This is a genomic window from Thioclava sp. JE_KL1, assembly GCF_009296265.1.
In the GTDB taxonomy this organism is placed as follows: Bacteria; Pseudomonadota; Alphaproteobacteria; order Rhodobacterales; family Rhodobacteraceae; genus Thioclava.
Genome location: NZ_WBJS01000001.1, coordinates 134,742 through 156,882, shown reverse-complemented (window position 1 = coordinate 156,882; position 22,141 = coordinate 134,742). Strand labels below are relative to the sequence as shown.

Annotated in this window: 19 protein-coding genes; 11 read left to right on the top strand and 8 right to left on the bottom strand. The window is 65.2% G+C overall.

Features of this window, described 5'->3' with window-relative positions:
• Nucleotides 1-816, bottom strand: coding sequence for an alpha/beta fold hydrolase (locus F8R15_RS00515; protein ID WP_152842858.1), 816 nt, complete (start codon nt 814-816; stop codon nt 1-3).
• Nucleotides 817-1,416 (bottom strand): 2-hydroxychromene-2-carboxylate isomerase, encoded by a 600-nt coding sequence (locus F8R15_RS00510; RefSeq protein WP_152842856.1) that lies wholly within the window; start codon nt 1,414-1,416, stop codon nt 817-819. It lies immediately after the preceding gene.
• Between the two features lie 111 nt (nt 1,417-1,527).
• On the opposite strand from F8R15_RS00510, the gene F8R15_RS00505 reads away from it, so the two are divergent.
• The 5 genes from F8R15_RS00505 to F8R15_RS00485 all read left to right on the top strand — a co-directional run bounded on the left by F8R15_RS00505 (nt 1,528) and on the right by F8R15_RS00485 (nt 5,286).
• On the top strand, nt 1,528-2,547 hold the full coding sequence (locus tag F8R15_RS00505; RefSeq protein WP_078519603.1) for a ribose-phosphate pyrophosphokinase: 1,020 nt from the start codon (nt 1,528-1,530) through the stop codon (nt 2,545-2,547).
• A gap of 349 nt (nt 2,548-2,896) precedes the next feature.
• The gene (locus F8R15_RS00500; RefSeq protein WP_152842855.1) at nt 2,897-3,742 is read left to right on the top strand and encodes a DMT family transporter; all 846 of its coding nucleotides are present in this window, start codon (nt 2,897-2,899) and stop codon (nt 3,740-3,742) included.
• Between the two features lie 102 nt (nt 3,743-3,844).
• On the top strand, nt 3,845-4,444 hold the full coding sequence (locus F8R15_RS00495) for a superoxide dismutase (protein ID WP_078546351.1): 600 nt from the start codon (nt 3,845-3,847) through the stop codon (nt 4,442-4,444).
• A 159-nt stretch (nt 4,445-4,603) separates the two neighbouring features.
• On the top strand, nt 4,604-4,831 hold the full coding sequence (locus F8R15_RS00490) for a hypothetical protein (protein ID WP_152842853.1): 228 nt from the start codon (nt 4,604-4,606) through the stop codon (nt 4,829-4,831).
• Nucleotides 4,831-5,286, top strand: a complete 456-nt coding sequence (locus tag F8R15_RS00485; RefSeq protein ID WP_083074757.1) for a host attachment protein — start codon at nt 4,831-4,833, stop codon at nt 5,284-5,286. The genes F8R15_RS00490 and F8R15_RS00485 overlap by 1 nt, the downstream gene beginning before the upstream one ends.
• A 210-nt stretch (nt 5,287-5,496) precedes the next feature.
• On the opposite strand, the gene F8R15_RS00480 is transcribed toward F8R15_RS00485, so the two are convergent.
• Nucleotides 5,497-6,342, bottom strand: coding sequence for a DUF1206 domain-containing protein (locus F8R15_RS00480; protein ID WP_152842851.1), 846 nt, complete (start codon nt 6,340-6,342; stop codon nt 5,497-5,499).
• A 133-nt stretch (nt 6,343-6,475) separates the two neighbouring features.
• Between F8R15_RS00480 and rarD the strand changes: the two genes are divergently transcribed.
• Complete coding sequence (gene rarD, locus F8R15_RS00475; protein ID WP_152842849.1) at nt 6,476-7,417, top strand: EamA family transporter RarD; 942 nt, start codon at nt 6,476-6,478, stop codon at nt 7,415-7,417.
• Here rarD and F8R15_RS00470 read toward each other — a convergent pair.
• Nucleotides 7,403-7,957, bottom strand: coding sequence for a TIGR00730 family Rossman fold protein (locus F8R15_RS00470; protein WP_078519596.1), 555 nt, complete (start codon nt 7,955-7,957; stop codon nt 7,403-7,405). The genes rarD and F8R15_RS00470 overlap by 15 nt on opposite strands.
• A gap of 135 nt (nt 7,958-8,092) precedes the next feature.
• On the opposite strand from F8R15_RS00470, the gene F8R15_RS00465 reads away from it, so the two are divergent.
• Nucleotides 8,093-9,571, top strand: a complete 1,479-nt coding sequence (locus F8R15_RS00465) for a LysM peptidoglycan-binding domain-containing protein (protein WP_152842847.1) — start codon at nt 8,093-8,095, stop codon at nt 9,569-9,571.
• Nucleotides 9,572-9,708: 137 nt separating this feature from the next.
• Nucleotides 9,709-11,556, top strand: coding sequence for an ABC transporter ATP-binding protein/permease (locus F8R15_RS00460; RefSeq protein WP_152842846.1), 1,848 nt, complete (start codon nt 9,709-9,711; stop codon nt 11,554-11,556).
• Between the two features lie 184 nt (nt 11,557-11,740).
• Here F8R15_RS00460 and F8R15_RS00455 read toward each other — a convergent pair whose 3' ends face one another.
• Both F8R15_RS00455 and F8R15_RS00450 read right to left on the bottom strand, forming a co-directional pair.
• A complete protein-coding gene (locus tag F8R15_RS00455; protein ID WP_152842844.1) occupies nt 11,741-15,295 on the bottom strand; it encodes an efflux RND transporter permease subunit in 3,555 nt (1,184 codons plus the stop codon).
• Nucleotides 15,292-16,461 (bottom strand): efflux RND transporter periplasmic adaptor subunit, encoded by a 1,170-nt coding sequence (locus tag F8R15_RS00450; RefSeq protein ID WP_152842842.1) that lies wholly within the window; start codon nt 16,459-16,461, stop codon nt 15,292-15,294. The genes F8R15_RS00455 and F8R15_RS00450 overlap by 4 nt, the downstream gene beginning before the upstream one ends.
• A 197-nt stretch (nt 16,462-16,658) precedes the next feature.
• Here F8R15_RS00450 and F8R15_RS00445 point away from each other — a divergent pair, with 197 nt between their 5' ends.
• The 3 genes from F8R15_RS00445 (at nt 16,659) to der (ending at nt 20,296) form a co-directional block, all read left to right on the top strand.
• The gene (locus tag F8R15_RS00445; RefSeq protein WP_152842840.1) at nt 16,659-17,336 is read left to right on the top strand and encodes a hypothetical protein; all 678 of its coding nucleotides are present in this window, start codon (nt 16,659-16,661) and stop codon (nt 17,334-17,336) included.
• 73 nt (nt 17,337-17,409) lie between these two features.
• On the top strand, nt 17,410-18,732 hold the full coding sequence (locus tag F8R15_RS00440; protein WP_368730984.1) for a PQQ-binding-like beta-propeller repeat protein: 1,323 nt from the start codon (nt 17,410-17,412) through the stop codon (nt 18,730-18,732).
• A 49-nt stretch (nt 18,733-18,781) separates the two neighbouring features.
• Entirely contained in the window at nt 18,782-20,296 is a 1,515-nt protein-coding gene (der, locus tag F8R15_RS00435; protein WP_078519589.1) for a ribosome biogenesis GTPase Der, read from the top strand.
• An 83-nt stretch (nt 20,297-20,379) separates the two neighbouring features.
• Here der and F8R15_RS21335 read toward each other — a convergent pair whose 3' ends face one another.
• The gene (locus F8R15_RS21335) at nt 20,380-20,553 is read right to left on the bottom strand and encodes a hypothetical protein (protein WP_172976133.1); all 174 of its coding nucleotides are present in this window, start codon (nt 20,551-20,553) and stop codon (nt 20,380-20,382) included.
• A 123-nt stretch (nt 20,554-20,676) separates the two neighbouring features.
• Complete coding sequence (serS, locus tag F8R15_RS00430) at nt 20,677-21,966, bottom strand: serine--tRNA ligase (RefSeq protein WP_152842838.1); 1,290 nt, start codon at nt 21,964-21,966, stop codon at nt 20,677-20,679.
• Between the last annotated feature and the right edge of the window lie 175 nt (nt 21,967-22,141).

The window sequence follows — 22,141 nt, the reverse complement described above, 5'->3', positions numbered from 1 at the left end:
TCAGCTACGTTCCAGATTGGCGGCGATCAGGCTCGCGCATTGCTCGGGATGGGTGGCGGGCAGCATATGACCCGCGCCCTCGACGCAGGCCACGCCCACGTCCGGAAGACGCGCGGCGATCGCCTCGGCAACCTTCGGCATCGTCGCGGGCGAGCGGTCGCCATGGATGATCATCGCGGGCGCGTCGATCTGCTCGATCCCATCGGGTCGCACGATCTGCGCCGGATCCTCGAAATTGGCGCGAGAGATATTCTCGACCATCGGCATACACGCGGTGAAGCGCTCGCGCTGCGTCTCGGAATAGCTGTCCCACGGCTGACCGGTGCCCCAGTCGCGCATGAAGCCGCGCGCCGCCGGTTCATAGTCGCCCGCTTCCATCAACTGCTCGAAATGGTCTTGCTTGGCGCGCAGGTCCTGCCAATCCGGGTCGTCCTCGGGGAGTGCCGCGAACAGCACTGGCTCGATCAAGGTCAGCGAGCGGACGGCCTCGGGGGCGCCCACCGCGATGCGCAGCGCGACCGAGGCGCCGAAACTATGGCCGATCAGGTCCACGGGCCGCTCGATGAAGCTCGCCGCTATGCGCGTCACCAGCGTCTGGAAGCTGCCCGGCTCGCTCGTGTCGCCGCGCCAAGGGGCGGATTGCCCGTGGCTCGGCTGATCGAAGGCGACGGCGTGGATCTGCTGGCCCAGCGGTATCAGCGCCTTCGCCCAGAGGTTCGAACTGCCGAGCGTGCAATGGATCGCGATGGCGGGACGCTCGCCCTGACCGAAGCTCTGCCAGAAAACTTCCGCCCCTTGTCGTTGATCACGAGGCATTCAGAGCGTCCCCAGATAGTCGTCGAGCAGCTCCAGATGATCCTGACCCCAGAACCGCTCGTCGGTATCGGTCACGATATAGAAGGGCGAGCCGAAGACCCCGGCCTCGACCGCCTCCTCGAGATTCTTCTCATAGGTGACCGCGCCGTCGAAGAGGCCCGTGGTCGCCAGATTGCCGTCAAAGCCATTGGCTTCCAGCGCTTCACGGATCACCTCGTCCGAGGCGATGTCCTTATCCTCGGCCCAGCAGGCCCGCAGGATCGCGTTGACCAGACCGCCCACATCGCCGCCACCGGCTTTTTGCGCTGCGATGATAGCGTAAGAGGAGGGCGCGGGGTTCGGCGGATAGCCGGGAGGCGTGGTGTTCATCTCCATCCCGAGCCGCTTCGACCAGCGCTTGAGCTCCTGCATCCGGTATTCCATCCGGCTCTGGTGACGCTGCGCCGGGCGCACCCCGCCAGTGCGGTCGAACAGGCCCAGAAGGTCGAGCGGCTTATAGGTGACTTCAGCGCCGTGACGCGCCGCGATCTCTTCGAATCGCGGGCCGCCGAGGTAGGCCCAGGGGCTGAACGTGCCGAAATAGTAGTCGATGCGTGCCATTCATAACACTTTCTTGACAGTCGAAATTGCCGCCACGCTACCCCGGTGCTAAGGCAGGCGCAATCAAGCGAATCCCGCCGGCACTGACCGGCGTCACGAAGGAACTGGCCCATGTCCGTCGTCACTGAACCGAAGCTCATCTCCGGAAATTCCAACAAACCGCTCGCGCAATCCATCGCGCGGCGCATGTCGATGCATCGCGGCATGTCAGTCGGTTTGGTGGATGCGCGGGTCGAGCGTTTCAACGATGGCGAGATTTTCGTCGAAGTTTTCGAGAACGTCCGCGGCGAGGATATGTTCATCATCCAGCCGACCTCGAACCCGGCCAATGACAACCTGATGGAGCTGCTGATCATCACCGATGCACTCAAACGCTCCTCGGCCGATCGCATCACCGCCGTGATCCCCTATTTCGGCTATGCCCGTCAGGACCGCCGCACCAAGGCCCGCACGCCGATCTCGGCCAAGCTGGTCGCGAACCTGCTGACCGAAGCCGGGGTCGATCGCATCCTGACGCTCGACCTGCACGCCGCCCAGATCCAGGGCTTCTTCGATATCCCGGTGGACAACCTCTACGCCTCGCCGGTCTTCGCGCTCGATATCCTGCACAACTTTAAAGGCCAGACCGACGATATCATGGTCGTCTCCCCCGACGTGGGCGGCGTGGCCCGCGCGCGTGAGCTGGCCAAGCGGATCGACGCGCCGCTCTCCATCGTCGACAAACGCCGCGAGAAGGCGGGCGAAGTGGCTGGCATGACCGTGATCGGTGACGTGAAGGGCCAGAAATGTATCATCGTCGACGACATGGTCGACACGGCAGGCACGCTGTGCAAGGCCGCCGACCTGCTGATGGAGCACGGCGCGACCGAGGTTCACGCCTATATCTCCCACGGCGTCCTGTCGGGCCCGGCGGTCGAGCGCGTGACCAATTCGGCGCTGAAATCGCTGGTCATCACCGACTCGATCGAGCCGACCGACGCGGTGAAAGCCTGCCCCAATATCCGCATCGTGCCGACCGCGCCGATGTTCGCGCAGGCGATACTCAACACCTGGTCGGGCACGTCCGTATCCTCGCTCTTCGAAACCGACACGCTCGTCCCGATCTACGAGGGCATGTATACCCGCGACTGATCCGCGGTTCGCCCGAGACAAGAAAAAGGCCCGGATCTGAGCGATCCGGGCCTTTTTCATTGCGCCCGATCCCGAGCGCCGGGTTACGAGGCTCTCTTGAGCGCCTTCTTCGCCTCTTTCAGCTTCTTTTCCTGACGCTCGACCTTGGCCTTGCGCGTCTTTACTTCCTGTTTCAGCTCCTTGAGCTTCGCTTTCTTCGCCATGATCCGGGTCCTCCGTGTCAATCCCTAGCCTTTGCATCGTGCGGCAACGGTTCCGCGATGTATAGGGCCGGGCGTCGAAGCCATTGTTTTCGCGTCGCACAAAGGTCGGGCTGGACAGCGTCGCGTGGCGCGGCGATGACTGGAGCATGCGCCTTTTCGCCCTCACCGCCCTCGTCATGGTCGCCTTCGCGGCCAATTCGGTGCTCAACCGGATGGCGGTGCATGATGCGGGCTGGGAGCCCGCCGCGACGGGCTTCGTGCGGCTCGCCTCGGGCGCGCTCGTGCTGCTGATCCTCGCGATCCGGGCGAAGGGCGCGCGCGGGCTGCGGCTGCCGGGCGCGGTGCTGGGGGCAGGGGTTGCGACGCTGGCGCTTTATATCTTCGGGTTTTCCATCGCGAGCGGGCTGATCGACGCGGGCGTCGGCGCGCTGACGCTGTTCGGGATGGTGCAGATCACGATGTTCGCGGGCGCGCTGTGGCTGCGCGAGGCGATCTCGCTCTGGCGCTGGATCGGGGCGGGGCTGGCCTTCGCGGGGCTGGCTGTCCTGCTGCTGCCCGCCTCGGGTGCCGCCCATATAGACCCGAGGGGCTTTGCGATGATGGCGCTGGCCGGGATCGGCTGGGGGCTCTATTCGCTCAACGGACGACGCGCGACCGATCCGCTGGTCGCGACCGCACTCAACTTCGCTCTCGCCACGCCGCTTGCGCTGATCTGGATGCTGGGCGCGGGCGATTGGGGGCAGGGGGAAAGCTGGGGCTGGACGCCTGCGATCCTCTCGGGCGCAGTCACCTCGGGGCTGGGCTATGCGCTGTGGTATCGCGTGATACCGCAAATCCCCGCGAGCCTCGCTGCCATCGCTCAACTCTCCGTGCCCTTGATCGCGGCGCTGGGCGGGGCGGTTTTGCTCGCGGAGACGCCTTCGGCACGCTTCTGGCTGGCCGCGGCGCTGGTGATCGGCGGGATCGCCCTCTCGCTGAGGCGAAAAACCTGAGCGCATCTCTCGGATTTTGGGGCCGGAAACGGCTTGACCTCGGAACCTCCAGCGCTTCTTTAGTGTTTGACACACGTACCTTCGAACTAATGAGAGGACATCATGGCTTTTGAACTTCCCGATCTTCCCTATGCCCACGACGCACTCGCGGATCTCGGCATGTCGAAGGAAACCCTCGAATACCACCACGACATTCACCACAAGGCCTATGTCGATAACGGCAACAAGGCGATTGCCGGTACCGAATGGGAAGGCAAGTCGGTCGAAGAGATCGTGAAGGGCACCTACCAGCCGAACGCGGTTGCGCAGAGCGGCGTCTTCAACAACGCCTCGCAGCATTGGAACCACACCCAGTTCTGGGAAATGATGGGTCCGGGCAACTCGGCGATGCCGAGCGAACTGGAAAAAGCGCTGACCGAAAGCTTCGGCTCGGTCGACAAGTTCAAGGAAGACTTCGCCGCTGCAGGCGCGGGCCAGTTCGGCTCGGGCTGGGCATGGCTCGTGAAGGACACCGACGGGTCGCTGAAAGTGACCAAGACCGAGAACGGCGTGAACCCGCTGTGCTTCGGCCAGACCGCGCTTCTGGGCTGCGACGTGTGGGAGCACTCCTACTACATCGACTTCCGCAACAAGCGCCCGGCCTACCTGTCGAACTTCCTCGACAAGCTGGTGAACTGGGAAAACGTCGCGTCGCGCATGTAATTTTCGCGCGCGATACGAATTGGAAGGGCGTCCTGCGGGGCGCCCTTTTTCGTTTTTGTTCCCGTGATGATTGCCGGAACGGAAAGCCTGCAAAGCTGGAACCGCACCCCTGCCATATCGGTTTTCTTGACAGCTACCAGAAACCAAGAGGAGGATATTATGGCAGAGCGTATTCGTTCGAAAGACGGCAAGCGCGAAACCGAAGAGGTCCTCGGCGAGAAGCCCGAGAATATCGATACGCCGGAGGGACAAGGCAGCTCGGGCGGGAACCTCAATCGCAAGGTCGGCACCCGCGACGAGAAGAAACGCTTGGATGAGACTTCGGCAGGCGCGACCCGTCCGTTGGGCGGCGACGAGCGCGACAGCGGTGAAAAGGAGAAGATGTGATGACCAAGCTTTCCAAAGGCACCTGGGTTGTGATCGCGGATGGCGAGAAGGCGCTGTTTCTTGAAAACATGATGGACGAGCAGGATCCCAACCTCGTCGTGCGCCGCATCGACGAGCAGGAGAACCCGCCGGACCACGAGCAGGGCACCGACAGCCCCGGTCGTATGGCCGATGACGGCCCCGGCCATCGCTCGGCCTTCCAGGAGACCGACTGGCACGAGCTGGCGAAGATGCGCTTCGCCGACGATCTGGCCGACCGGCTCTACAAGATGGTCCATAAAGGCCGGATCGAGCGGCTGGTGATCGTTGCGGCGCCGCGCGTCTTGGGCGAAATCCGCTCTGCACTGCACAAGGAAGTCTCCGACGTGGTGGTGGCCGAGATCGACAAGACGCTGACCAATCACCCGCGCGACGAGATCGAGAAGCTGGTGAAGGAAGAGCTCGCGACCGCCTGAGCCGCGCCTCGCCAAGATGACAGGAAAAGCGCCGTGCGGGTTTTCGCGCGGCGCTTTTTCATTTGGGCTGAAAGGGGAGTGGGGGATGCTGATGGTCCGAGCGCCACCGATCGTTCAACCCGCCATGCGTCTCCGGTCGTCTGTCGCGCAACGCAAAAACGCCGCGCGAAGCCCGCGCGGCGTTCGTTGGATGAGAAGGAACGAGACGGCTCAGTCGTCGCTCTCGAGGCTCTGCTTGAGCGTTTCGATATCGGGGTCGCTGGCGCGCGGTACGATCCGATAGACGGCGTTGACGAAGCAGAACACGGCGAACCCGAGAAGGCCCACGCAGATCGCCCCGGTCAGGAACTGCCCGAACGGGTGTCCGCGCAGCCAGTCGAACACCTTGCCGAGGCCGCCCGCGCTGGAGGGATCGTAGCTATAGGCGGCATAGACGATCAGCGCGCCCATGATCGCGATCACCACGCCCTGCGCCACAAGCCCCGCCTGCAGCACGATATTGGCCCGCCGCGTGACCTCGTTGGCTTGCAGATGTTTCAGGTAAGCCTTGGTGATCCCTTTGTAGAGGTAGTAGCCGCCCGCGCCGATCACGATCAGCCCGATGACGCCAAGCGCGATACGTCCCATCGGTGCGCTCAGGATCGTGGAGACCAGTTTGCTCGTCCCGTTGTCGCCGCTGGCGCGTGCGGCCAGAGTCGTCACCGCGATGCCGCCGATGCCCAGATGGACGAGGCCGCTGACCACGAGGCCGATCCGCGCGACCCAGCCCTTCATCTCGGAGCCATAGGCCTCAAGATCCCAGACCGCATCGACCACGCGCCAGATCGCATATGCCGCCATGCCGAGGGCGATGGCGACCAGCACAACGGCGCCCCAGCCGCTCGACAGCTTCTGCAGCACCTGCTTGGTGCCCTCGGCGCTGCCGCCATGAAAAAGCGACCAGAGCGAGACTCCGGCGACGACGAGATAGACCAGCCCGCGCCCTCCGTAGCCCGTGCGCATCACGGGCACTGCCCAAGCGAAATCGTCGGGGTCGTGGCTGTCTGAAGCGGACATTGGCGGTCTCTCTCGGTACTGTGAATTGACGCAGACCCAATGCGTGGACAAGCGCACAGGTTCCCGTGAGGCGCGGCCTTTCCTTTCGCCCGTCAATCGGTCAGGGTCACGCGGTTGAGAGAAGGGAATTTCGATGAACGAGGCGGTCAAGGGCTTCTGGGCGATGGTGACGGCCTGCGTCATCTGGGGGCTGTCGGGCCTCTATTACAAAATGCTCGACGGGATGCCGCCGATCGAGGTGCTTGCCCATCGCACGCTCTGGTCCTTCCTGTTCTTCGCGGTGATCCTCGGGCTGAAAGGCCGCCTTGGCGAGCTTTGGATCGCGCTGGCGGAACGTCGCGGGCGCGGAACGCTGGTGATCGCGACGGCGGCGTTTATGATCTCGGCCAACTGGTTCACCTTCATCTGGTCGGTCCATTTCGGCCATGCGGTGCAGGCGTCGCTTGGCTATTACATCTTCCCGCTCGTGGCCGTCGTCCTCGGGCTGATCGTCTATCGCGAGGCGCTGAGCACGCGGCAGTGGATGGCGGTCGCGCTGGCCGCCACGGCGGTCATCGTCCTGACGATCGGGCTGGGCGTCGCGCCTTGGGTCTCGCTGATCCTTGCCGCGACTTTCGGCACCTATGGGCTGATCAAGAAGGGGCTGCGCGCAGGTCCGATGGTCTCGGTCTGCGCCGAGGTTCTGCTGCTCTCGCCTGTGGCACTGATCGTGCTCTGGGGCTATCACGCGGGCTGGTGGGGCAGCGCGCCCGGTGCGGGCCATTTCGGCGGCGACTGGAAGACGACGCTGCTTCTGATCTTCTCTGGCCCGCTCACCGGCACGCCTTTGCTGCTCTTCGCCTATGCGGCGCAGCGCGTGCGGATGGCGACCGTGGGGCTGGTGCAATATCTCAACCCGACGCTGCAATTCGCGGTGGCGACGCTGGCCTTCGGCGAGACGGTCACGATCTGGCACGCGATCGCGCTGGGGCTGATCTGGACGGCGCTCGCGCTCTATTCCAGCGCCAACCTGCGGATGCGCCGCCCGCAGCCTGCGGCACAGCCCGCCACGCAGCGCGGTTTAGGCGAAGGCTGAGACGAGCGCGCTTTCCAGCTCCGCCACGCTATCGACCGTCACGACCAGCTCGCGCAGCGACGCATCCGCGAAGCCCTCGCCGATGATATGGTCTATCAGCGCCTCGAGCGGGGCCCAGTAGCCTTCGATATTGAGCAGATAGATCGGCTTCTCATGCAGGCCGATCTGGCGCCAGGTCAGCACTTCGAACAGCTCGTCGAGCGAGCCCGCGCCGCCCGGCAGCACGACCACCGCATCGGCATTCATGAACATCACCTTCTTGCGCTCGTGCATCGTCTCGGTGACGACGAAGGTGGTCAGGTCGCGCTTGCCGACCTCGCGCGGGAAGAGGTGCTCGGGGATCACGCCGAAGGTGCGCCCACCCGCGGTTTGCGCCGCGCGCGCGACCTCTCCCATCAGCCCGACATCGCCCGCGCCGTAGACCAGCTGCCAGTCGCGCGCGGCGAGCATCTCTCCGGTTTCCTGCGCTGCTGCCGCATAAGCAGGCTTCGCGCCCGAACGAGAGCCGCAATAGACACAGACGGAACGGGGAAGGGTCATGACGGTGTCTCCGAAAATGCATTGTTATTGAGCGGTGATACCGGGGTTGCTAAGTTCCCTCAAGGGACCGGGTGACCTAGCCGCACATAAGAACAGGCGGCAGGCCCCGAGGGATGACGTGAAGGCGGGACTTAAATGAATGAAAACGTGACGGATCAACCAGTCGAGAGCACCGGGCTCGGGGCGGTGAAAGGGGGGGCGGTCGCGCTGCTCCTCGTGGTCTTGGGGCTGGTGCTTTGGGGCGTGCTGCGCCCGGTGGAACGCGAAGGGACGCAGCCATCGGGGACAGATACGACTGCCGCGACCGGTTCCGCAGGGGCGCCGCAACCGACACAGGAGGGGGGCGCGGAGACGGCCTCTGGCACCGCCGCACCGCAAAAGCAAAGCGTGGAAACCGTGGCTCAGGAAGCGGAAGAGGCGGCGAGTGCCGTGGCTCCGCTGGCAGAGGAGCCCACCGATAAGCTGGTTGAAACGGTCGACGGTCAGGGCGCGGAGGCTACGGCCGCGGAGTCCGCCACCGGGACTGAGATGGGGGCTGACAGCACCACTGCAAAGGCGGCAGCGGACGGCAAGCCGCTCGCCCAAGTGCAATTCGATGCGCTGCGCGCCGCGCCCGACGGTTCGGTGACGCTCGCCGGTCGGGCCGAGCCGGGGGCCAAGCTCGATGTACTTGTCGACGGCAAGGTCGTGGCGAGCACGCTGGCCGATGGCGGCGGCAGCTTCGCCTCGCTCTTCGATCTGCCGCCTTCCGATGGTCCACGCGCGCTCTCGCTGCGGGTGACCGGCGCGGATGGTAACGCGCGCGACAGCGCCGAGACGCTCGTGCTGCGCGGACAGCCGAAACAGGAGCGCCTTGCCGCGGCAGGCGAGAGCGCGACCTCCGGGACGGCTGCGGATGGTGCGACAGATGGAAGCGGCGGGGCGACGGCTCCGGCGACCGATGGTGCGGCGATGACTGGCACTGACGCAGGCGCGTCCGCCGCCGCCGCCACCGGGACCGACGCGGCCCCCTCCACACCCACGCCGCCGGCAGCGCCGCTCATCGCGGATGCCGATGGCGCGCGGCTCCTTGCTCCGAAAAGCGACGATCTGGTGATCGACACGATCTCCTTCGGCTCGGGCGAGGTTGCGCGCAGCGAAGGGCGCGGCGCGCCCGAGGGCACGACGCTGTCGGCCTATCTCGACGACACGCTCGTCGCCGAGGCGCAGCCGGGCGCGGATGGGCGCTGGTCGCTCAGCCTGCCTGGCTTGGGCACGGGCGAGCATAAGCTGCGGATCGACGCGCAGGATGCGTCCGGCAAGGTGGTCGCGCGGGCCGAGACCGGTTTCGACCAGCCCGACGAGATTCTCGTGGCGAGCGCGGCCGATCCGACCGGTGCGCAGGCGGCTTCGGTGCGCGCGACCGGAGAGGTCGGCGACGCGGTGAAAGTGGTGCAGATCGTGAAGGGCAATACGCTCTGGGCGATCGCGCGCGAGGTCTATGGCGACGGGTTCCTTTATGTGCGGGTCTTCGACGCCAATCGCGACCAGATCCGCGACCCCGACCTGATCTATCCGGGGCAGGTCTTCAACATTCCCGCCCCCGATGCGCAGCCCGCCGAGGCTGCGCAGTAGCGCACAGACCGCTTGCATGGCTGGACTCCTGCGCGCCGCCGAGTAGGTTGCGCGCAGGTTTGCCCGGTGAGGGGCGCTGCCCCGCTCCCTGACGGGAGCCCCCGGGATATTTTAGCCAAGAGGAAGAGGAGGGCGCGATGCCTCCGGCACAGATCACGACCAAGGGCAAGATGAATGCCGAGGAACGCGCCCGCGGCTGGCGCACGATCCGCGCGGTGCTGCCCTATCTCTGGGCGCATGAAGCCCCGTGGGTGAAGCGCCGCGTCGTCTTCGCGATGGTGATGCTGGTTATCGCCAAGATCATCTCGGTCTCGACGCCTTTCGTCTATCGCGAGGCGGTCAACGCGCTCTCGGGCGAGGGCACCTCGGCGGCCTGGGCGCTGGGCATGGGGGCGGTGGCGATCACCGTGGCTTACGGCGTCGCGCGCCTGATGACGGTGGCCTTCGGCGAGCTGCGCGATGCGATCTTCGTGAAGGTGGCGCAACGCGCGCTGCGCCATCTGGCGCTGCAGACCTTCACCCATATGCACCAGCTGAGCCTGCGCTATCACATCACCCGCAAGACCGGCGGCCTCAGCCGGATCATCGAACGCGGGGTGAAAGGCGTCGAGTTCCTGCTGCGCTTCATGCTGTTCTCGGTCGGCCCGCTGATCGTCGAGCTGACGCTGGTGGCGATCATCTTCGCTGTGGTCTTCGACTGGCGCTACGCGGCGGTCGTGCTGGTCACCATCGCGGCCTATATCAAGTTCACCTTCAAGGTCACCGAATGGCGCGTGAACATCCGGCGCGAGATGAACAAGGCCGATACGGCGGCGAACCAGAAGGCGATCGACAGCCTGCTGAACTTCGAGACGGTGAAATATTTCGGCGCGGCCAAACGCGAGGCCGAACGTTACGACGACTCGATGAAGGGCTACGAGGCGATGGCGGTGAAGACCGGCCAGTCGCTCGCGGCGCTCAATGCGGGCCAGACGCTGATCATCACGATCGGGCTTGTGACGGTGATGGTCATGGCCGCGATGCAAGTGCAGGCGGGCACGCTGACGGTCGGCGATTTCGTCATGGTGCAGGCCTACATGATCCAGATCACAATGCCGCTGGGCTTCCTCGGCACGGTCTATCGCGAGATCCGTCAGGCGCTGGTCGATATGGGCGAAATGTTCGATCTGTTGCAGCAACCGGCCGAAATTCAGGACAAAGAGGATGCAGATGTTCTGAAAGTGAAAGGCGGGCATATCAGCTTCGACCATGTTGAATTCGCCTATGACCCGACGCGGCCGATCCTGAAGGGGATTTCCTTCGACGTGCCGGCCGGACAGACGGTGGCGCTGGTCGGGCCCTCGGGCTCGGGCAAGTCCACGATCGGGCGCCTGCTGTTCCGTTTCTACGAGGTGACCGGCGGCGCGATCCGCATCGACGATCAGGACCTGCGCGATGTGACGCAGGAGAGCCTGCAGCAGTCGATCGGCGTGGTGCCGCAGGATACCGTGCTCTTCAACGACACGATTCGCTACAACATCGCCTATGGCCGCGCCGATGCCACGGACGAGGAAATCGTCGCGGCCGCGAAGGCGGCGCGCATCCATGACTTCGTGCTCAGCCTGCCCGAAGGCTATGACACGGCCGTGGGCGAGCGCGGTCTGAAGCTCTCGGGCGGCGAGAAACAGCGGGTGGGCATCGCGCGCACGATCCTGAAGAACCCGCCGATCCTGTTGCTCGATGAGGCGACCTCGGCGCTCGATACGCAGACCGAGCGCGATATCCAGATGAGCCTGAAGGCGATGGGCGAGGGGCGGTCCGTGATCACCATCGCGCACCGTCTGTCGACCATTGCAGATGCCGATCAGATCCTCGTGCTCGACAAGGGCGAGATCATCGAGCGCGGACGCCACGAGGAGTTGCTGGCACAGCGCGGGCGCTATGCCTCGATGTGGGCGCGGCAATCGGCGGAAGAGGAAGACGAGGCGGAGCAGGGCGCGGCGTAAGTCTTCCGTTGTCAGCCTTCTAGGCGCGGGGCGACCAGCCCCGGGCCGCGCCCGTCCCTCCCCCCGGGAGGGCGCATTGGCGAGGAGATTGCGGGCACGACCGACTTGCGGGCTTGCACGATAAAGCGCCACACCACCGACGATGCGACGCGCCCACCCGAGGGCCGGGCGCGGCCCTTCGCACTCACTCCGCCGCGTCGGGCCGTGTCACCAGATGCGGCTTCACGCCGCCTTCGGGTTCGCCGTCCTCCCAGATGATCTCGCGCCCACTCATCTTGCGCATCGCACGTTCCAGCGCGAGGTCGCGCGCGGCCCGGCTGTCGATGCCCTGCATCAGCGCCGAAAGCGCCTTGGTCCCGCGATAGGCGCCGGTTTTGAACCAGACCCGGATCGCCAGCAGCGCGGGCGTCAGAACCAGCGTCAGCACGGTCGCGGTGCCAAGGCCGAACACCACCGCCGTCGCCAGTTGCTTCCACCAGAGCGCCGTCGGGCTGTCGATCGAATAGCCGCCATTGAAGAAATCGAGCGACAGGCCGAACATCATAGGCGCAAGCCCCGCCATCGTGGTGATCGTGGTCAGCAACACGGGGCGCAGACGGGCCTCGGCGGTGCGGATAATCGCCTCGAGCTCGGGCATGTAGCGCGAGAATTCCTGATAGGTGTCGATCAGGATGATGTTGTTGTTCACCACGATCCCGGCCAGCGCGACGATGCCCACGCCGGTCATGATGATCGAGAATTGCTGGCCCATCACCAGCATCCCGATCAGCACGCCTGCCGTGGACAGCACAACCGCCAGCAGCACCAGCACCGAATTGTAGAAGCTGTTGAACTGCGCGAGCAGGATCACGAACATCAGCGCGAGCGAACCGCCGAAGGCAGTCATCAGGAAATCCTGGCTCTCGTTCTGCTCGACCAGATCGCCGGACCATTCGTAGCTGACGCCCGGCGGCAGGGTGGCCTCAGTATCGAGCCACTCTCCCAGTGCCGCGATCCGCTCGTTGCCGGTGATCGGCTGGCCGTCGTCATTGGTGAGGCCCTCTTCGACCCCCGCCTTGATGTCGTAATAGCGGGTCTGGTCGATCCGGTCGATCTGGCCCAGCTTGGGGGCGGGCGTGCGGGTGATGAAATTCGCGAGCGGCACCAGCCCCTCGGAGGTGCGCAGCTTCAGCGTGTCGAGGGTCGACAGAACCCGGTCTTCCTCGGGCAGGCGCACGCGGATCTCGATCTCCTCGTCGGATGAGGGCACGCGCATCGTGTCGAGCAGGATGCCGCGCGTCACCAGCTGCACCATGCCGCCCACCGTCGCCACATCGGCACCAAAGCGACCTGCGCGGGTCACGTCCACGTCGATCACCCAGTCGATGCCGGGCAGGGGGCGCGTATCCTCGATCGCGGTGACGCCCTTCATATCCGCCATATGCGCCTCGACCTGCCGCACGGCTTTGTCGAGTGCCGCGAAATCGTCGCCCTCGAGCCGCAACTGGATCGGCTTGCCGGAGGACGGCCCGCGATCCTGGGCGAGATATTCGGACTGGATGCCGGGGATCGTGGCGATCTTCGCCATGATCTTCTCCATCACCACATCGCCATCGAGCGCCGGGTCGTCCTTGCGCTCGGCCCAGGGGATCATCTCGACCTGAATCTGACCGATCGTGTCGCGCGGCGCGCTGGCCCCGCCATTGTTCTGGTTCAGCCCGCCTTCGCCCGCGAAGGAGAAGACCGCGCCGACGCCGGGCGTGCCGATCACCATGTTCTCGGCTTCCTGCAGCAGCGCGTCCTTCTCGGTCAGCGAGAGATTGCCGCGGCCCCGGATATAGACGATCGCCTGTTCGACCTCGCTATCGGTGAAGAACTGGGTGCCGTTATTGTTCTTGCCGTAATAGCCGAAGGTCATGACGACGCCGGTCACGATCACCGCGACCACGATCAGCGGCATGATCGGATTGCCCGCGATAGCGGCGGTGAAAAAGCCGAAGGGGCGGCGGCGATAGCCCGCCTCGATGGGCTTCGGTTTGCCTTGGGGCTTGGCCGCCGTGAAGGTGATAGAGCTGAGCAGCGTAGCTATCACGAAGAGGATCACGCCGGGCAGCGAGGCCAGAAGATTGCCCGAGGCGGTATGCGTGCCCGAGAAGAAGGCCGGGTTGAGCGTCAGCAGCGCGCCGAGGAAAACGAGTCCGGCCGAGGCTACGGCAAGCAGCAGGCGCAGCCCGTAAGGCCAGCCCTTGATGACGCGCGCGCCCATGTCGAGACGACGGCTCATCCGGCCCGCGACGCCGCCCACGACGGGCAGGTAGATCAGCGCCACGACCAGCGAGGCCGAGAGCACGAAGATGATCGTGACCGGCAGCATCCCCATGAACTCGCCCGGCACGCCCGGCCAGAACAGCATCGGCAAGAAGGCGCAGAGCGTGGTCGCAGTCGACGACACGACCGGCCAGAACATGCGCTTGGCGGCTTCGGTGTAGGCGGCCATCGGGCCGGAGCCCTCCGAGATCCGCTTGTCGGCATATTCCACCACGACGATCGCACCATCGACCAACATCCCCACCGCGAGGATCAGGCCGAACATCACGATATTCGAGATCGGCACGCCCATCGCGCCCAGCAGCAGGAAGGTCAGCAAAAACGACGTCGGGATCGCGAAGCCCACCAGCAGCGCCGAGCGCGTGCCCAGCGTCGCCAGCACCACAATCATCACCAGCGCGATCGCGGTCAGCACCGAGCCTTCGAGCTGGCTGACCATCGCGCCCACGGTTTTCGACTGATCGAGCGAGATGCCCACATCGACCGCGCGCTGCAGCGGCTCGGGCCATTTGCTCTCGGTCTCGGCCACGGTCTTGCGCAGCAGGTCCACCGTGTCGATGACGTTGTAGCCTTTGCGCTTGACGATCTGCAGCGCCACCGTCGGCTCGCCGTTGAAGCGCGCGGTGCCGGTGCGGTCCTCGAAGGTCAGGCGGATATCGGCCAGATCGCCCAGCGTCACGACGCTCTCGCCGTTCTTCTTCACCGGCAGCGCATAGACATCCTGCGCGGTCTCGAAGGTGGCGGGAATCTTCACCGAGAAGGCGCCGCCATCGGTCTCGACTTCGCCTGCCGCGATCAGCTGGTTATTGGCTTGCACGACATTGATCAGCTCGGGGGCGGTGACGTTATAGGCCTCCAGCTTCAGCGGATCGATCACCACTTCCAGCATCTCGTCGCGCTGGCCCGCAATCTGGGCTTCCAGCACCGGCTCCAGCCCCTCGACCTCGTCCTGCAATTCGCGGGCAAGCTTTTGCAGGGTGCGCTCGGGCGCGTTGCCCGACAGCGTCACCACGACGATCGGAAACTCCGAGAAATTGATCTCGTTGATCGAATATTTCTCGGCCCCGTCGGGGAACTTGCCCTCGGCAGTGTTCATCGCGTCGCGCACATCGGCGATGATCTTCGTCTTGTCCCAGCCGAAGTCGAATTCGAGCATCAGCCCCGCGTAATTCTCCTTCGCGATGCCGGTCATCTTGTCGAGCCCGTCGAGCCCGGCCAGTTCGGTCTCCATCGGCTTGACCAGCAGCTTCTCGGAATCGGTGGCCGAGATGCCGGGGAAGGGGACCGAGATGAACAGCATCGGAATCTCGATATCCGGCTCGCCCTCTTTGGGTAGGCTCAGATAGGCGGTCAGCCCCGCGAGGATCGAGATCGCCACGAAGGCGATCACCATCCGCGCGCGCGCTGCGGCCCAATCGACGATGCCGGTCATTGCGCGGACCCGTCGGAGGCTTCGCCATCCATTTGCGAGGCGGGCGTCATGGGGGCAGGCGTGTCTTTGGCCGCATCGCCCGGCGCGTGATCGACGAGGGTCACGGCCACGGGAGAGCCCTCAGTGACGTAGTCCTGCCCGACCACGATCACCGTCGCGCTTTCAGGCAGACCCGCCAGCCAGACGCCCTCCGGCGTATCGCGCAGGAAGTCGACCGGGGCGAAACGGGCCACGCCGTCCACCGCCAGCCGCACGCCGAGCTTGCCCTGATCGTTCAGCGTCATCGCGGAGGCGGGCAGGAAATGTGCCTTGGTCCCATCGGCGGCGATGATCATCTCGACCGTCTGCCCTTCGCGGATCGAATGGTCGCCATTGGGCGCTTCGGCCTCGATGCGGAAGGTGCGCGTGGCGGCATCCGCCGATTGCGAGACGAAGGTGACCTTGCCCATCACCTCGCGCCCGGTCGCAAGCCGTGCGCCGACCATCGCGCCGGTCTTGACCCGGTCGATCTCGGTCTCAGGGACGTATCCCACCAGTTTGATCGGATCGAGCTGGATCACGGTGGCGCAAAGCCCGCCCGCCGAGAGCAGCGCGCCGAGTTCGGCGGTGTCTTCTTCGATCATCCCGGCAAAGGGCGCGGTGATCTCGAGCCGCGCCAGTTCCGTCTGCGCGGCCCCGACGGCGGCGCTGGCCGCTTCGAGGGCCGATTGTGCCGAGGCGGTGGAGGTCTCCGACCGGTAGCCGCCCTCTTTCAGCTTCTCGGCGGCGGTGGCGTTGAGCCGCGCTTCCGCCAGCCGGGCCTGCGCTTCGGCCAGTGCGGCGGGCCGCGTGCCGGGATCGAGCTTGCACAGCAGTTGCCCCTTTTCCACCTGCGCGCCCTTGCCGAGCGGCTCGGAAATCACCTTGCCCGTCGTCTCGGAGCGTACCTCAACGCGGCGCGCGGCCTCGGTCTGTCCGCGCGTCAGAACGCCCTGATCGAGCGGCTGCGCGGTCGAGACCATCGCCTGCACCGGCACGGCGGGGGTGCCGGTCTCCTCGACCTGCTGCGCTTGCTCGGCAGGCGTCGCGGCATCGCCGAGATAGCCCATCAGGCGGTCGCGCTCGAACACCAGAAGGTAGAGCGCGACAAGAACGAGGATCGCGTTGAGGATCGGGACCGGACGCATCGGCGGGCTCCTGTATGTGGGCACGGCATGCCGCCGAAATGGGGACTGAACCGCAGAGTTCAACTTACCGAGAGCGGCGCGTGATCTCAAGGCTTGCATTCCGCCACGACCCGCGTGAACAGGGCGGTTCGTGCGGCCCTTGGCAGCGCCGGGGGAGCCGTGTAAGAGGGGCGCCAAAGCTACGAGGAGACCCGCGCGTGAGTGATACCGACAGTTTCATCGACGAAGTCACCGATGCCGTGCGTCAGGACAAGCTCTGGGCGGCGTTCAAGAAATGGGGCTGGATCGGCGCGGTGATCATCCTCGCGATCGTCGGCGGCACCGCTTGGAATGCGTGGCAGAAGGAAAAGACCGAGGCCGATGCGCGCGCCTTTGGCGATCAGGTGATGGCGGCCGTGAACGGTGACGCCACCAGCGCCGATCTCGCCAAGGTCACGCCCGACGGTCCCGGCCGCACCGCGGTTCTCAAGATCATGCAGGGCGACGCCGCGATCGAAGCGGGCAAGCCCGACGAGGCGATCAAGTTCTTCGACGCGGTGAGCGCCGAGCAGGGCCTACCGCGCTCGATCAGCGATCTCGCGAAGCTCAAGGCGGTGATCGCGGCGGGCGACAAGATGGATGCGGCCAAGCGCGACGCGACGCTGCAGGAACTGGCGACCCCCGGCGCGCCCTACCGCCTTCTGGCGATGGAGCAGCAGGCGGCCGCAGCCGTCGCATCCGGCGACACGGACGGCGCGATCTCGATCGCCCAGCAAATTCTTCAGGACGCCGGCCTCACGCCGGGCTTGCAACAACGCGCGACAGAGTTGATTGTGGCGCTGGGTGGCGAAGTGCCGATCCAGCCGGGGCAGTCCGCTCCGGCACCGCAAGAGTAAAGGGTTGAACCGGCGCGCCTTTATCGGGCGTACGGGCACTGCAAGAGAGCCGAGACAGGCAGGGGGAACGGGCGTGAAGCTGAGCAAGACGATCTGCGTGCTGAGTGTGGCGGCTTTCGTGGCAGGCTGTACCAAGGAAACGATCCTTTCCGGCGAGCGTCTCTCGCCCCGCGACGCGCTGCGCGCCGAAGAGGGGCTGCCGCTGGCCGATGCGCCCGCCCAGCAGTCGCTGCCGATCTCGCTGCCGCGTCAGGTGAGCAATGCCGAATGGCCGCAGCGGGCTGGCTCGGCGACCCATAGCCTGTTCAATGCAGCGCTCGGCAACGGCACGACGCCGGTCTGGTCCGCCGATATCGGTTCGGGCAATGCGCGCCGCTACCGCATTACCGCCGATCCGATCGTGGGTGGCGGCAAGGTCTATACGCTCGACAGTCAGGCCCGCGTCACCGCGACCGCGACGAATGGCGGGCGCGTCTGGCAGACCGACATCACGCCTCCGGGCGACCGTCAGGGCGATGCTTCGGGCGGCGGCGTGGCCTATGCCAACGGCACGGTCTACGTAACTTCCGATTTCGCCGAGCTCGTCGCGATCGACGCGACCACCGGCGGCATCAAGTGGCGGCAATATTTCGACGCAGGCATCGGCGGTGCGCCGACTGTGAAGGACGGCGTGGTCTATGTGGTCGCACGCGATTCCTCGGCCTGGGCGATCCGCGCCAGCGACGGCAAGGAAATCTGGCAGGTGCCGGGTGCGCCGTCGGCTTCGGGCATGACCGGCGTCTCCTCGCCTGCGGTGACCGACCGCATGGTGATCTTCCCGTTCTCCTCTGGCTTCCTGAGCGGCGTCCTGCCGCAAAGCGGGATGCAGATGTGGAACTCCAAAGTGCCGGGCGCACGTCCGGGCGTGGGCTATGCCAATATCGTCGACCTGACCGGCGATCCGGTCGTGGTGGGCGATACCGTCTATGCGGGCTCCTCGGCGGGCAAGCTGGCCTCTTTCGACGTGAATTCCGGCGAGCGGATCTGGACCGCGACCGAAGGGGCCAACAGCCCGGTGCAGGTTGCGGGCGGCTCGATCTTCCTGGTCTCGGATCAGGGCAAGATCGTGCGTCTCGATGCCAAGACCGGCGATCAGATCTGGTCCAAGGACCTGCCCTATTACACCAAGGACAAGCCGAAGCGGCAGCGCGACATCGTCGCGAGCTACGGCCCGGTTCTCGCAGGCAACAAGCTGTTCGTCGCGTCTTCCGACGGCGTGCTGCGCGTCTTCAGCCCGATCGACGGCAGCCTGATCGGGCAAGCGAAGATCCCGGGCGGGGCGGCGACCGATCCGGTCGTGGCGGGGCGCACCCTCTACGTCGTCGGCGGCGATGGGAAACTGCACGCTTTTCAGTGAGCCCTTTAGGGTGTAAGGGGGCCGCTTACGACCGCCCAAGGAGGGCATCATGAGCTTTACCCTGGCCATCGTGGGCCGCCCGAATGTCGGAAAATCGACGCTGTTCAACCGGCTTGTCGGCAAGCGACTCGCGCTTGTCGATAACATGCCCGGCGTCACGCGCGACTTGCGCGAGGGCGATGCGCGTCTGGGCGATCTGCGTTTCATCGTGATCGACTCGGCCGGTCTGGAACTGGCCGAAGACGACAGCCTTCAGGGCCGGATGCGCCGTCTGACCGAGCGCGCCGTGGAAGAGGCCGATATCTGCCTCTTCATGATCGACGCGCGCGTGGGGGTGACGCCCGCCGACGAGATTTTCGCCGATATTCTGCGCAAGAAGAACGCCAACGTCATCCTCGCGGCTAACAAGGCCGAAGGGGCGGCAGGCGATGCGGGCGCGATGGAGGCATGGAGCCTTGGTCTGGGCGAGCCGCTGCGGATTTCGGCTGAGCATGGCGAAGGTCTCGACGATCTCTACACCGCGCTGGTGCCGCTGGCCGACGAATTCGCCGAACGTAATGCCGCGAACGCCCCCGTCACTGATATCGTGATCGAGGACGAGCTCGAGGAAGGCGACATCCCCGCCTACCAGCCGCCCTCCGCCACGAAGCCGCTGCAGCTCGCCGTGATCGGGCGCCCGAATGCGGGCAAGTCGACGTTGATCAACAAGATTCTGAACGAAGACCGCCTGCTGACCGGCCCCGAGGCTGGCATCACCCGCGATGCGATCTCGGTCACCGCCGATTTCATGGGCACGCCGATGCGGATCTGGGATACGGCCGGGATGCGCAAGAAGGCGCGCGTCACCGACAAGGTCGAGAAGCTGAGCGTGGCCGATGGCCTGCGCGCGGTGCGCTTCGCCGAAGTGGTCGTGGTGCTGCTCGACGTGAATATTCCCTTCGAGACGCAGGACCTCCGGATCGCCGATTTCGCCGAGACCGAGGGTCGCGCGGTCGTGGTCGCCGCGAACAAATGGGACCTCGAAGAGGACAAGCCCGAGAAGCTGAAGGAACTGCGCGAGGCGTTCGAGCGCCTGCTGCCGCAGCTCAAGGGCGCGCCGCTGGTGACCGTCTCGGCCAAGACCGGCAAGGGGCTCGACCGTCTGCATAATGCGATCCTGAAGGCCCATGAGGTCTGGAACCGCCGCGTGCCGACCGCGAAGTTGAACAACTGGCTGACCGCGATGACCGAGGCGCACCCGCCGCCGGCTCCCGGCGGTCGTCGGATCAAGCTGCGCTACATCACGCAGGCCAAGACCCGTCCGCCGGGCTTCGTGGTGAAATCCACCCATACCGACAAGATCCCGGAAAGCTACGAGCGCTATCTGGTTAACGGTCTGCGCGAGAGCTTCGATATGCCGGGCACGCCGATCCGCCTCTACATGCGCGATCAGGGCAAAACGAACCCCTATAAGGATCGCAAGAAGTCGATCCCGTCGCGCCTGAAAAAGCACGTCGATGCGAAGAAGCGCTCCGCCCATAAGGAATCCGCGCGGAAAGCGCGCGAAGCGAAGAAGGGCGAGTAAGCCTTTAACCCTGAAAGACAACGCCCGCCGGAAGATGTCGAAATCTCCGGCGGGCGTTTTTCGTTTCAGCGAGGCCGACGGCTTTACAGAAAGCCCAGCCGATCGAGGGCCACTTGGGCGCGTGCGCGCTCTTCGGTCGAGTCCGAAAGCACGCTCGCATTGATCTCCGCCATCAGTTTCGACAGCGTCTTTTCCCGGCGCATCGCGATGATCTGCGCGGGGATCTGGTCCTCACCGATCTCGAGAATGCGCCTCATCAAGACGCTATCCCGCTTGTGCGTGACTGTTACGGACATGTGCAGCTCTCCCGGCGACTCACTTCGAACACGGAAACGTTAACAACGTTCCCGGCCGGAGTCTTGCGTCGCCGGGTCGCAGTGTCAGGTCAGCTTGCCGTCGACCAGCCGCGTCTTGCCGCCGAGATAGGGATGCAGGCAGGCGGGCAGGGTGACCGAGCCGTCCTCTTCCTGACCGTTCTCCAGCACCGCGATCAGGCAGCGACCGACCGCGAGGCCCGAGCCGTTCAGCGTCGCGATGAATTCCGGCTTGCCGCCGCCCTCGGGCTTGTAGCGCCCGTTCATCCGCCGCGCCTGGAAGCTGCCGCAGGTGGAGACCGAGGAAATCTCGCGATAGGTGTTCTGACCCGGCAGCCAAACCTCGAGATCGTAGGTCTTCTGCGCGCCGAAGCCCATGTCGCCGGTGCAGAGCACGATACGACGATAGGGCAGCTCCAGCGCCTCCAGCACCGCCTCGGCGCATTTCGTCATGCGCTCATGCTCGTCGATCGCGGTCTCGGGCGTGCAGAGCGTCACCATCTCGACCTTCTCGAACTGGTGCTGACGCAGCATCCCCGACGTGTCCTTGCCCGCGGAGCCCGCTTCCGAGCGGAAGCAATTGGTATGGGCGCACATGCGCTGGGGAAGGGCGGCGGCGTCCATGACCTCGCCATTGGCGTAGTTGGTCAGCGTCACTTCGGCGGTGGGGATCAGCCACCAGCCATTCGTGGTCTGATAGCTGTCCTCGGCGAATTTCGGGAGTTGCCCGGTGCCCATCATCGCCTCGTCGCGCACCAGCACGGGGGTGATGTTTTCCGACAGGTCATGTTTGTCGACATGCAGGTCGAGCATGAATTGCGCGAGCGCCCGGTGAACGCGCGCGACCCCGCCCTTGAGCACCACGAAACGCGAACCCGACAGCTTCGCCGCCGTCTCGAAATCCATCTCGCCACCCACGGCGGACAGCTCGAAATGCTCTTTCGGATCAAAGGCGAACTCGCGCGGCGTGCCCCAGCGGCTCACTTCGACATTCTCGTCCTCATCTGCACCATCGGGCACATCGGCCAGCGGCAGGTTCGGGATCGTCATCAGCAGATCGCGCAGCTTGCCATCCAGCTCGCCCGCCTCGGTCTGCATCTGTGCGACCTCGGCTTTCTTCTCAGTCACCAGCGCGCGCAGGCGCTCGAATTCGGCCTCGTCGCCTTTCGCCTTCGCGGCGCCGACTTGCTTCGACGCGGCGTTCTGATCGGCTTTCGCGGTCTCGGCAGCGTGGATCGCCGTGCGGCGCGCCTCGTCCATCGCGAGAATCTCGGGCGAGAGCGGCGAGAGCCCCCGCCGCGCCAGCTGCGCGTCGAATTCTTCGGGGTTTTCGCGGATTGCGCGGATATCGTGCATCTCACCATCTCCAAGACTGTTGCGGGAAAGGCTTTAGCGCATGAAAGTGAAAGCGAAAACCCCCGGCGATGCGGCCATGACACAGGTCAATGAATTCGAGCCTGTGGAGTGGTTGTATTCTCTCGGGCGAATACATATTCAATAACCGGAATATAAATTGCAGGCGCAGGGGCGC